Here is an 11753-nt window from a genome sequence, read left to right as displayed (position 1 = left end):
AAATCAATTAAGTCAATAATATAACTTTTAACTAAATCACAATAAAAAAATAATGGTGTAAATTTGCAAAATCAAAATAAAGGGAGTTTAATAAAGTAATCAAAATATTATATATTGATTTTCCAGTCATTTTTGTTTTGTTTTAACACTTTAGAAAATTGGAACTCTAGTGTTACTGATGTTAAAATTCTTTATTTGTAAAAGGCACTATTATGAGCAATTTCTCAATTAAACCCATTTCACTTGCCGATTGGCAGTTAGTAAAAGTATCTGGAGTGGATAATCGCAAATATTTACAGGGACAAGTGACAATTGATATCGATCACCTTTCTCAGCAAACTGCCTTATTCGCTGCACATTGTGATGCTAAAGGCAGAATGTGGAGTAACATACTATTATTTCAACGAGAGCAAGATATCTACTATATCTTACGTAAAAGTGTTGCTGATGTGCAAATTGCTGCTTTAAAAAAATATGCCGTATTTTCTAAAGTCTCTATCGAGCAGGTTAATGATTTAAATATCGTTGGTTTAGAATACGATGCGATACCCGCAGACATTATTGACCAATTAAATCATCAAAATTGTATTACCCATAATAATATTACTTATATCAAATTAAATTTACCTCATACACGGGCAATTAGAGTATCACCTCAAACTATCGATGAAGATTTACAACCTTGTAGCCGATGGATGCAACTTGATTTAGAAGCTGGTTATGCCATTATCGATAAAGAAAATTGTGAAACATTACTGCCTCAAGCATGTAATTTACAATATTATGACGCCATCAGTTTTGATAAGGGTTGTTATTGTGGTCAAGAAATGGTGGCTCGAGCTCAATTTCGTGGGGCTAATAAACGAGGGCTTTATTTATTAACGGGTAAAAGCGATAGTTTACCCAATATTGGTGATACCATCGAATGCCAGATTGATGGCAATTGGCGCGAAAGCGGTCAAGTCCTTGCAACGATGAAATTAAATCAAGACAATGATATTTATGTTCAAGTTGTGCTTGCTAATGGCATCGATCTCAACACACAATTTAGAGTAAAAGGCGCTGTAGCGAGTAAACTTTGTTTTCATTAATTGATTAAGGCTTGTTAAGATCAGTGAAAGCTAATCAGTTAACATCTACATTTAAAAAGATAGTTAACTGATTAGTTAAGTAAATTTCTGATAACAATTAAAAAATGTTAGGTTGAGTTACCCCCCAAGTTCTTGATTGACTATTTCAATAAAGTATTGCGCCCCGGTTATTAAAACTTCATCGTTAAAATTGTAGGCTGGATTATGTAAATTAGCACCTTTGCCAGCACCTAGCCACACATATACGCCTGGTATTTTTTGCAGCATAAAAGCAAAATCTTCCGAGCCCATTGATGGTAAAGGATCGATAATAAGACCATTTTCACCAACAACGTTTTTAGCAGCTTCTATCGCAATATCAGCTTGCTTAGCATAGTTAATTGTTGCCGGGTAACGCCGTTGATAATCAACCTCAGCCTTAGCTTCGAATGTGCTGGCAATACCTGTTGCAATCTGTGTAATGCGTTGCTCAGCCATATCTTGTACATCGGCGCTAAAAGCACGAACTGTACCACGAATTACCGCTTGTTGTGGTAACACGTTCCACGTATCGCCACTATGTATTTGCGTAACACTCACCACAAGAGAGCTAATAGGATCGACATTGCGGCTGACAATGCTTTGCAAACTATTTACGATTTGTGTTGCCGTTAAAATTGTATCTTTACCAAGATGAGGAGCGGCAGCATGAGCGCCAACACCTGTTACTTTGATTTCGAAAACATCATATGATGCCATCATTGGTCCATGGTTAATGTAAAAATGATTTAATTTCATATTCGGTTGATTATGAATACCATAAACAGCTTCAATTGGAAAACGATCAAACAAGCCATTTTCAACCATCACACGAGCACCGCCTTCGTTTTCTTCAGCTGGCTGGAAGATAACAACGACTGTACCCGAAAAATCACGGTGTTCACTCAAATATTTAGCCACGCCTAATAATGTTGCAGTATGACCATCATGACCACAGGCATGCATTTTACCGGGGATAGTTGAACAATAATCTATTTTATTCTCTTCTATAATATCTAAAGCATCAATATCGGCTCGTAATGCGATAACTCGCCCTTCTTTCTTACCGTCAATAATACCCACAACACCTGTTGGTGCAAAATCGGTATAGAGCTCAGTTATACCGAAAGATTTAAGCTTTTCAATTATAAATTTCGTTGTTTTCTTCTCTTCAAATGCGGTTTCTGGGTGAGCATGGATATGGTGACGCCATGCAATCATCTCTGATTTTAATTCATTAATACGACTCATTATACATTCCTTATTCATTCTCAATTGTAAACTTAATCAGTTTATTGGTTAGTACTATACTGCTATTCTACCTTTTATAAAAATAACTATTTTTACTATGATTAGTGATTTTAGTTATATATTAAAATACAGATAAGCTAACTGATGAACTTTGAAAAAGAAGCAAATATTTAATCGATTTACGTTATATATAAAAATTAGATGTGTATGAGCAAAATTTGACCATTTTAATCATTTAATTAACTAAAATAGCAGCAGCAATACGCCGAAATTAATAAAAATGGACCAAATGGAATAACTTTTAATGATTGTCGATAAAAAAGATAGTTTAAGATCAGAAAATAAAAAATACCCAATATTGAAGCCATAATTACTAATAAGGGTAGTAAATGATAAGGAATCCATGCACCTATCGCGGCAAGTAATTTTATATCTCCCCCGCCTAATCCATGCTTGTTTGAAATTAAATAAAATAAACTAGCCGGTACTTTTAATAAAAGATACCCGCATAAAATACCAATAAATGCATCGGCTAATAGTATATTGCTGATATTCAAATATGCCGCCAATAAGCCTCCCCACATTAATGGTTGCGTAAAAAAATCCGGCAATAAATAATATTTAAAATCGATTAAGGCTAATAGTAAAAAATAACAACCCAACATCATTAACACAATACTTTGCGCAGTAATACCTTTATGCCAATAAATCACCATAAACAACACTGACATAGCTAACTCTAGCAAAAAATAGTGAGCCGGTATTTTAGCCTGACATGCATAACAGCGTTGCCTTAATAGCAAATAAGACAACAGCGGAACTAATTGCCAAACTTTCAGTTTATTCAAGCAATTTGGACAAGATGAACATGTTAAACTTATGGCCGATAAATAAATAAAGGAAGTATGTAATGGCGAAAACCGACTAAAAGCAACGCAAATAAAACTGCCCATACATGCACCTAACATCGCAATAATACAAGCTATCATTAGTTAATCACCTCGCCAAGTTGAAAGATAGGCAAATACATAGCGATTATTAAACTTCCAATGATTAGCGCTAGTATTAACATTAACAACGGCTCAACTAATTGAGATAGATTATCAGTTAATGTTTGACTCTGCGCTTCATAGTAATCGGCTAACTTGGTTAGCATTAAATCCAGCGTACCGGATTGTTCTCCTATGTGGATCAATTGACGACATAAAGTTGGAAAACACGGTTGTGTTTGTAAAACATGACTAAATGAAAGCCCTTTTTCGATTTCGGCTATCATATAAAAAATACTTTTTTGATACACACGATGCATAATCGTATTAGCCGAAGCGGTCAAACCTGCAAGTAAAGGGATGCCAGCTTGTTGAGTTATTGCTATTGTTTGAAAGATATGTGTTAAACAAGTAGTGGCAATTACTTTACCGATTATAGGTAATTTTAATGTATAACTATCAATCACATCTCGATAGCGAAGCTTAAGATAATACCGATACAATAAATAGCTTAGTAATAGAGTAATTAAAACAATGAACCAAGCCCGTTGTAAAAAGTGTGACAAATCGATAATGCACTGGGTAAACAACGGCAATTGAGCATCAAAATCTTGATAGATCTGAGCAAACCTGGGTAAAACCACTAATAGCATTATCACTATCACAATTATAGATACCGTGAGTAAAAAGCATGGATAACGCATGGCCTGTTTGATACGCTTTTGTAGTTTTATTGATTTTTCAAGTTGTAACGTTAACTGTTCAAAACTTGAATCTAATTGTCCTGTCATCTCACCGATTGCAACAATTTCACAATAAAGTGTCGGAAAGACCAAATGATGATGAGTTAAAACTTTTGATAAAGGTTCCCCTTTTGCAATCTGATGTTCAATTTCAACAAGAAGATATTGCCAATGAGGATGAGGGTGCTCTTTCGCTAAAATAAGTAAACTATCAACAATAGAAAGACCTGCTTTAAGCATCGTTGCTATTTGTTTAGTAACAACCAGTAACTCTAAACGAGTAAAACTATGTTTATTAATATATTTAACTGGTTTTATTTTGATGGCAATTTTGCCTTGTAATAATAGCTGTTTTTTCGCGTCTTGCTGAGAAGACGCAATTATTTTATTTTCATTAAAATCCAAATCATACCATACGTAGAGCCTTTTCATAGATAATCACCCAAAACACGTTGCAATTCTGCAATGGTGGTAACACCATCTTTAACCAGTTTTTGTCCTGCAACTTTGAGCGTTATCATATTGGTAGGCGAAATCATTTGGTCACGGAGTAATTGATGTTGTATTTCTGTCGTTATTGGTAAAAATTCATATAATCCTATGCGCCCATGATACCCACCAAAACAATGTTCGCAGCCCATAGCAATAAAATGAGCTGTTGTTTCTCCTCCTAGCACTATTAATTGACTTGCGACAACCTTACAATACTGACAAAGCTTACGAACAAGACGTTGGGCAATAATTAATTTTAAACTTGAGGAAACCAGATAATTTTTAATTCCCATTTGATTTAATCGAATTAAGGCTTCTAAACTTGAATTGGTGTGCAATGTGGATAAAACTAAATGTCCTGTTTGCGCTGCTTGAATAGCAATCTCTGCTGTTTCAGGATCACGAATTTCACCAATCATTATCACATCGGGATCTTGCCTAAGTAAGGCTCGCAATATAACAGCAAAGGTTAAACTTGCTTTAACATTTATGGCAGTTTGATTAATGCCATCAATGGGGATTTCTATCGGATCTTCAACGCTACAAATATTACGCTCAGGTTTGTTTAACTTTTTTAATCCACTATATAAGGTAACCGTTTTCCCGCTACCGGTTGGCCCAGTCACTAAAATCAACCCTTGAGGATAATCTAAAATTTGTTGAAATATTGAAAGATTGTGTTGTGTTAATCCTAAATCATCAATGGTGAGTTCCGATTCATTATTGTCCATGACTCTCAGCACGATTTTTTCACCATTAATGACCGGTAACGTAGATATCCGCATTGCATAACGATCTACTATCAATTGACCATCTTGTGGCAAGCGTTGCTCAGCAATATTTAACTTTGCCATAATTTTTAACCGAGCGGCAATTTGTTTAGCTAAAGCTAATGGTGGCATAAGCATATCTTGCAGCACACCATCAATTCGCATGCGAATACGATAATAATGTAAATAAGGTTCAAAATGAATATCCGAAGCCCGTTTATCTAATGCTGACAACAATAATTTATCTAAACTTTCAACTAATTGCTCTGCATTCATCACATATTCCTTGTCAATCGTTTTAACGATCAAAATTTAAAAATAGCTTCACAAGCTTGTGTTAAAGACGTATCTATCGGTGTTGTTAAACAATTTCGGGTCCAAACTAAATTACCTTCAGTGGTATTAATTGTCGGTGTTAAGGTTGTGGTTAATCCCAATAAAGCGCTCTTGCCAACCAAAGTAATCACGCCGTTAGTTACAGAAACAGATGTGACATAATTCGATGATTTACTGATGGGCACACCATTATTACCATTACTGCAATGTGTTAAATGACCTTGTTCAATTGCACATATTTCAATAGCGGTTTTATAAGCTGTCATAGTCTGTAGCATATCGGTTAAAGCCGCCTTTTTTACATAACCTTGATAAGCCGGCAAGCCAATGGCTGTAAGAATAGCAATAACAACTATTGCAATCATAAGTTCAAACAAGGTAAATCCTGATTGAGCTGTCATAATTTTCTCGTGAGTTAAAGTTAGTGAATAAGGTAGTGACTTTATAGCAAAACAAAAAAATGAAATAATATGTAAAAATTCATTTTGGAAGTAATGATTGATATTTATTGCAACTATTTAAGATGCAAGAAGAATGTTTGAGAACGTTATCGCAAAATTAAATTTTATCCTCACTGTATAAAGCAAAGTTTATTGGAGTCCATATGTCACTTAATATTGTTAATGGTTGGTTACAGGGTGTAAAACAAGTCATTTCACCTTATTATAATGATCGCCCTGCTAATGAAGAAATTTCATTAATAGTGATTCATAATATCAGTTTACCGCCAAATCAATATGGTGGTCCTTATGTTGAACAACTATTTACGGGTAAACTTGATCCTAACGAACATCCCTATTTTGCAACAATTTATCAACTAGAAGTATCTAGCCATCTATTTATTCGTCGTGATGGTCAGATAATTCAATTTGTTCCATTTGATAAGCGAGCTTGGCATGCTGGGCAATCAAGTTTTGAAGGTAGGGAGAATTGTAATAATTTTTCGATTGGCATTGAAATGGAGGGTTGTGATACAGATGATTTTACGGATTATCAATATCAACAATTAGCCGCTGTTACCTTATTGTTGCAACACACGTATGGCATTAAAAATATTACTGGTCATAGCGATATTGCACCAGAACGTAAAACTGATCCTGGACCTTGTTTTAATTGGCAATATTATCGCAAACTTATTGATGAATTGTCACAAGCCCAAAAAATAGTAAAACAACTTGAGTTAATCAAACTTGAATTACAAAACATTCGTTTATGGCAAACAACGCCACCACCAACTGCTGCTTTTTTAAGCCAAGAACCTTTTGCAATTGATACTATGCAAAGTCATGAATGGTTACAATGGATTTTTATTCCGCGGATTTTGGCGCTTATCGATGCCAAAACCAAGATTCCGACATTTGCACTTCATCCTTATTTTGAAGAAGCCTTAAAAGAACATCCTGAAAATACCGTTCAACTGTTATATCTTATTAAACAGCTTGACAAACTATCCACCGAAAATGAACGCAATTAAACCGTTATGCTTACATTTTTGGAATTTGTTATAGATGCCGCATACTGATTTATGCGGCGATGATAGCGATAAGATTAATTAACATCACGCGTTAATTTACGGTATTCATTTACTGCTTGTTGATGACTACCATAACTATTTGAGAACGTATGACCACCGTTGCCTGTTGCCACAAAAAACAGATAGTTGGTCTTAGCTGGGTGAGCAGCGGCTTCTAAAGAAGCAAGGCTAGGCATGGCAATAGGTGTAGGCGGCAACCCCTCAATAACATAAGTATTATACGGATTGTTGGTATCGGTTAGATCTGAGCGCCTAATGGCACCAGTATAATTATCACCTAAGCCATAAATGATCGTTGGATCAGTTTGTAATTTCATTTTTGCCTTTAATCGATTCACAAATACCGAAGCAACATTCGCTCGTTCAGAACTAATGCCCGTCTCTTTTTCAATAATTGAAGCTATGATTAACATTTCGTAAGGCGATCGATATGGCAAATCCTTATCACGATTATCCCATACTTTTTGTAAATTATTTTTCATGGTCAGATAAGCACGTTTTAATATACTTACATCAGTCGAATCGGCCGTATAAAGATATGTATTTGGTGATAACCATCCTTCGATTGAACCATCAATACCCAATAATTTAGCAATTTCTTCATTGGATTTGCCATCGAGTGTTTGTTGAATATAAGGTGTAGTTTTAAGCACATTAAGCCAATCTTTAGCGCGTTTACCTTCAACAAATTGAATAGAAAAATTACTCTCTTTTCCAGAGACTAGTAACTGTAAAAATTCTTCAACTGTCATGTGAGCATGTAATTGATATGTGCCAGCTTTTATCGAACTCAACGAAGGATCTAATTTATAAAGATAAGGTAACAAATAAGCTTGTTGCATTAAGTTGTTTTGTTTTATTTCAGCAACTAATTGATGCAAAGTTGTTCCCTTTTTAAGCACAAATATTTGGTTGTCATCTGTGACTTGCATTTGCTGTTTTGAGAATTGGTGCAGAAAATAGTAACTAATACCAATTGCACCACCTATAATTATAATGAGTGTAAGAATCGTATATAAAAATATTTTTTTTGTCATAATGATTAATCTATATAGTGAATTTTTGCGCGGGAAGTTAAGCGCGTTAAAAGCTCATATGCACTGATACCGGTGTGTTTAGCAATCTCTTCAACAGGTAACTGTTTACCCCAAAATATGACCTCATCACCGGGTTTTTCTAGACTATCGATCCCTAAATCGATCACAATCATATCCATCGAAACTCGCCCCACAATTGGCACTCGGCGTCCGTTAATAACGACAGGCGTATTTTCCGCAATATTACGTGGATAACCGTCACCATATCCCATAGCAACCACGCCTAAAAGCGTATCTTTGTGGCTTGTCCAGATTTGACCATAACCGACAGCTTGACCTTTTTTATGTTTACGCACAGCAATTAATTCAGATTTAAATGTCATTACAGGTTTAAGATCAGCAATAGGATCGTTGAAAGGAGAAACACCATACAACGCAATTCCTGCTCTTATCATATCACGATGAGAATCCGGCCAATGCAATATTCCTCCAGAGGCAGCAATAGAAAGTTTATTGATCAATGATTTATTACCTGAAGAATGAATAAACGCATCTAATCGTGCATTTTGTTTGTTAGTTTGTGCTGAATCAAATTCATCCGCTGAGCTAAAATGGCTAATAATATTTATCGATTTACGTATCACTTGACAATTAGCAAGCCGATTAAATTCGGCTTGTGCTTCATCTAAATGAAACCCTAACCGATGCATTCCTGTATCAACTTTAAACCATGCGGTAATTTGATTGTCAATGGCAATATTATTTAAAGCATCAATTTGCCAACTAGCGTGGATCACCGGTTGCAAATTAAAATCGATCAAATCCGCCACATCATCATGAGGAAAAAAACCTTCAAGTAAGACAATCGGTGTATTAATACCAAGTTTTCTTAAAAATAATGCTTCAGAAACTCTTGCAACCCCAAAATAACTGACTTTATCTTGCAATAACTTAGCGATGCCCTCAACACCATGACCATAAGCATTGGCTTTAACAATAGCCATTAGTGCGCTTTGCGGTGCTTGATTTTTTAAAACGTCAAGATTATGCAGAATTGATTTACGATTTATTTCAACAACAGCGATAGACATTGTGTATAACCTAACTGATATATCAGGAAGATATTGTAAATTTTGTTGTTGAGAAGCACAATAAAAATATTGGTTTGATTATTTATGATATAAGTTTAGTAAAACTAGGCGGCACTTTGTAATAAAGTCAGTAAAATAACTTTATCATCAAAAATTTTTAAAAATAATAATTAAATAACCTTAACAGATTGATTAATTATGCTTAATTACAAAACATTATATTATCTTGTGTCAGTGTCTATTCAATTATTAAATTTTTTAGATCTGTTAAAAACGCGTTCGTTTTCAAAATTAATCAATTAAAATTCAGCTTGTTTTGCTAACGATGATGTAATATGAACACAAATCAAATATTTTTTTCTAGACAATAGCAGTTAGCTATTGTCTAGATTTTGCTCAAATATAGTGCGAGCTCCGACGCCGACGGCTCGTCGTTGATAACGACTCGGAGTCGGCTTTTGCCATTTCGTTCATTTCATTCTCTTCAAGGCAACGTCGCGCAAACCATTGACCATAATTCGTTAAATCAAACTCACCAGCAATTAGGTAACCAAAAGAGGTTAAGGTCGCTCCCGGTAAACGTTCGTTTATCTTATTTGCCGGAAAGGCACACTTAACAATCCATTGATTTCGAGCACCTGTAGCTTGATAAAATTTCAATTTTAGCTGTTGCCCAAGTATCTCATTTAAAATGTAGGCAGACTGATTATACGCACGTAAAAATAACCCTTCACGAAATAATAAAATACCTTGATATTGACTCAATAAATCTAACTTCTTATCAATTTTCATTTTTATACCAACCAAACAGATAAAAAGCCGTTATTGCCGACAAACCAAATAGTCAGGAGCCCCTACTGCATCAGCATCTACCCCTAAAAGACCTGAACTTGAATTAACATCAATATGAGTACCATAACTACTTTGATAATATAAATCTTTTGTCCAATATCTATCGCCTTCATCTCGCCATGTTGAATCAGGATAAGTTTGTTGAGTTGAATAACCCCATTCGGGTAGAAGTCCTTGACCAATGGCTCTTGTATAACCATTTATAATTTCAAAAGAACCATTTAAACGATCATCAACAGGTGTATTGGTTAACTCCGAGTATGAGAGCAAATTATTTATACTACATCTTTGAATAGCAACACTCCAAATATCAAAAAAATCTTTAAGCGGATTCGCCCAGACACTGGTTGGATTAAATGTATAATCTAACTTAATAGCTGGATTTTGCTTAACAGTTGCTCTTACAGTAACATCACCAGTTGGTTTGCCTTTTAGTAAGACATAACCTTGCGGATCGATAGTCACTTGACCTCCCGGATTATTGGGAACACTAAAACTATAACTGGCAGGAGAGCCTGTCACAATTAGTTGAAATTTGGCACCTGCAAAACCAGTCGTCGGAAATTTTTTACCACCAGATGCAGTTGGCGTCGCTTTAAAGCCGATGTTAGGCACATAATCTGACGTATAGCCTCCACCAACAGCTGTCCTTGACGTATATCGTGAATCATTCCATGCAACGAATGTATTACTACTATCAAAACTTAACCACTGAAATTGTGGCATTTTTTCAATAGCATAGGGTTTAACATAACATACTGTGTGTTTAGACAATATATAGTAACTGTGGCTTTCCCCTTTGAATGAATTCGTATCCGGTATACCATAATTAGTCAATAAAGCACCATCATCGGCACTGAGTGTTAACTTATAGGGAGATTTACACGAATCTAACTCACTATTCGGATTCGATTTCACATAATCGGTCACATCTTCACCATCGTACGTTTCCCATTTCACTTTCATATAACCCGTTATGGTAAAAAGTTTATCCCCATCTGCATCACGCCAATAATTATTTGCCACTATTACATTAGCTAACGGCATTGATGGATAATTACTAAAAGGTAAATAGGTTTTAATATCATTAAAAGTTGTCGGCACTTTTTCTATCACAATGGGTTCAACTACTGATGATTTGTCTTCCAACGCGCTTATCACTTTATTATTCGGTAACGTTAGCGATAACAGTGGTAATATTGTTGTTGATACTGTCTTTCCATTGTCATAAGTTAAATAAGGACTTGTCCCATTTATTACCTGTGCTGTTTGTGTCGTTAAACCATACACCGGCTTTATCGATATCACTGTAAACAACACCAACAAAAATAGAGTGCATAAACCTGTTTTTACTATCCCCTGCCTTAAAAACGCTTTGAATAAGGAGATACGATTAGACTCACTAATATAGAAAAAATAAAGAGATAAATCTGAAAATGGATTTTTGTATAAAGAATAAAACTTTTGATAACAATTACTATCACTATTAACTAATAAAAACGATGCCCGATGCCCGATGCCCGATGCCCGATGCCCGATGCCCGATGCC

11 protein-coding genes and 1 pseudogene are annotated in these 11753 nt (G+C 35.1%); 3 read left to right on the top strand and 9 right to left on the bottom strand.

Translation table 11 applies throughout. From position 1 onward, the window contains the following. Positions 1 to 212: 212 nt before the first annotated feature. Positions 213 to 1091, top strand: a complete 879-nt coding sequence (gene ygfZ / locus J3U57_RS09875) for a tRNA-modifying protein YgfZ (protein ID WP_267344576.1) — start codon at positions 213 to 215, stop codon at positions 1089 to 1091. 117 nt (positions 1092 to 1208) lie between these two features. On the opposite strand, the gene J3U57_RS09870 is transcribed toward ygfZ, so the two are convergent. From J3U57_RS09870 to ppdD, 5 genes are all read right to left on the bottom strand, one after another. Then, the gene (locus tag J3U57_RS09870; protein WP_267344575.1) at positions 1209 to 2360 is read right to left on the bottom strand and encodes a M20 aminoacylase family protein; all 1152 of its coding nucleotides are present in this window, start codon (positions 2358 to 2360) and stop codon (positions 1209 to 1211) included. A gap of 239 nt (positions 2361 to 2599) precedes the next feature. Continuing rightward, positions 2600 to 3349, bottom strand: a complete 750-nt coding sequence (locus tag J3U57_RS09865) for a prepilin peptidase (protein WP_267344574.1) — start codon at positions 3347 to 3349, stop codon at positions 2600 to 2602. Next, a complete protein-coding gene (gene hofC / locus J3U57_RS09860) occupies positions 3349 to 4524 on the bottom strand; it encodes a protein transport protein HofC (protein WP_267344573.1) in 1176 nt (391 codons plus the stop codon). Before hofC ends, J3U57_RS09865 begins: the two co-directional genes overlap by 1 nt. Beyond that, positions 4521 to 5630: an ATPase, T2SS/T4P/T4SS family gene (locus J3U57_RS09855; RefSeq protein ID WP_267344572.1), complete on the bottom strand. Its 1110-nt coding sequence runs from the start codon at positions 5628 to 5630 to the stop codon at positions 4521 to 4523. Before J3U57_RS09855 ends, hofC begins: the two co-directional genes overlap by 4 nt. A gap of 29 nt (positions 5631 to 5659) precedes the next feature. Then, positions 5660 to 6091: a prepilin peptidase-dependent pilin gene (ppdD, locus tag J3U57_RS09850; protein ID WP_267332967.1), complete on the bottom strand. Its 432-nt coding sequence runs from the start codon at positions 6089 to 6091 to the stop codon at positions 5660 to 5662. Between the two features lie 203 nt (positions 6092 to 6294). Between ppdD and ampD the strand changes: the two are divergent. Both ampD and J3U57_RS12845 read left to right on the top strand, forming a co-directional pair. Then, positions 6295 to 6828: pseudogene (gene ampD / locus J3U57_RS12850) on the top strand (1,6-anhydro-N-acetylmuramyl-L-alanine amidase AmpD); the annotation flags it as partial. A gap of 6 nt (positions 6829 to 6834) precedes the next feature. Continuing rightward, entirely contained in the window at positions 6835 to 7164 is a 330-nt protein-coding gene (locus J3U57_RS12845) for a YqcC family protein (protein ID WP_416379675.1), read from the top strand. 74 nt (positions 7165 to 7238) lie between these two features. On the opposite strand, the gene mltG is transcribed toward J3U57_RS12845, so the two are convergent. The 4 genes from mltG to J3U57_RS09825 form a co-directional block, all read right to left on the bottom strand. Beyond that, complete coding sequence (gene mltG, locus J3U57_RS09840) at positions 7239 to 8261, bottom strand: endolytic transglycosylase MltG (protein ID WP_267344570.1); 1023 nt, start codon at positions 8259 to 8261, stop codon at positions 7239 to 7241. A 5-nt stretch (positions 8262 to 8266) separates the two neighbouring features. Further along, positions 8267 to 9352, bottom strand: a complete 1086-nt coding sequence (gene alr / locus J3U57_RS09835; RefSeq protein ID WP_267344569.1) for an alanine racemase — start codon at positions 9350 to 9352, stop codon at positions 8267 to 8269. Between the two features lie 396 nt (positions 9353 to 9748). Beyond that, the gene (locus J3U57_RS09830; RefSeq protein ID WP_267344567.1) at positions 9749 to 10144 is read right to left on the bottom strand and encodes a hypothetical protein; all 396 of its coding nucleotides are present in this window, start codon (positions 10142 to 10144) and stop codon (positions 9749 to 9751) included. 30 nt (positions 10145 to 10174) lie between these two features. Then, the coding region (locus J3U57_RS09825) for a hypothetical protein (RefSeq protein ID WP_267344566.1) at positions 10175 to 11753 on the bottom strand (1579 nt) is incomplete at its 5' end.

The sequence above is a fragment of the Gilliamella sp. B3464 genome (assembly GCF_026536145.1).
Lineage (GTDB): Bacteria > Pseudomonadota > Gammaproteobacteria > Enterobacterales > Orbaceae > Gilliamella.
The sequence above is the reverse complement of the archived record's forward strand: the minus strand, read 5'-3'. Positions and strand labels throughout refer to the sequence as shown.

What these genes read in the sequence shown, in the direction of transcription:
- ygfZ (WP_267344576.1), top strand. Translation starts at nt 213, where the DNA reads ATGAGCAATTTCTCAATTAAACCCATTTCACTTGCCGATTGGCAGTTA.
- J3U57_RS09870 (WP_267344575.1), bottom strand. Translation starts at nt 2,360, where the DNA reads ATGAGTCGTATTAATGAATTAAAATCAGAGATGATTGCATGGCGTCAC.
- J3U57_RS09865 (WP_267344574.1), bottom strand. Translation starts at nt 3,349, where the DNA reads ATGATAGCTTGTATTATTGCGATGTTAGGTGCATGTATGGGCAGTTTT.
- hofC (WP_267344573.1), bottom strand. Translation starts at nt 4,524, where the DNA reads ATGAAAAGGCTCTACGTATGGTATGATTTGGATTTTAATGAAAATAAA.
- J3U57_RS09855 (WP_267344572.1), bottom strand. Translation starts at nt 5,630, where the DNA reads ATGAATGCAGAGCAATTAGTTGAAAGTTTAGATAAATTATTGTTGTCA.
- ppdD (WP_267332967.1), bottom strand. Translation starts at nt 6,091, where the DNA reads ATGACAGCTCAATCAGGATTTACCTTGTTTGAACTTATGATTGCAATA.
- mltG (WP_267344570.1), bottom strand. Translation starts at nt 8,261, where the DNA reads ATGACAAAAAAAATATTTTTATATACGATTCTTACACTCATTATAATT.
- alr (WP_267344569.1), bottom strand. Translation starts at nt 9,352, where the DNA reads ATGTCTATCGCTGTTGTTGAAATAAATCGTAAATCAATTCTGCATAAT.
- J3U57_RS09830 (WP_267344567.1), bottom strand. Translation starts at nt 10,144, where the DNA reads ATGAAAATTGATAAGAAGTTAGATTTATTGAGTCAATATCAAGGTATT.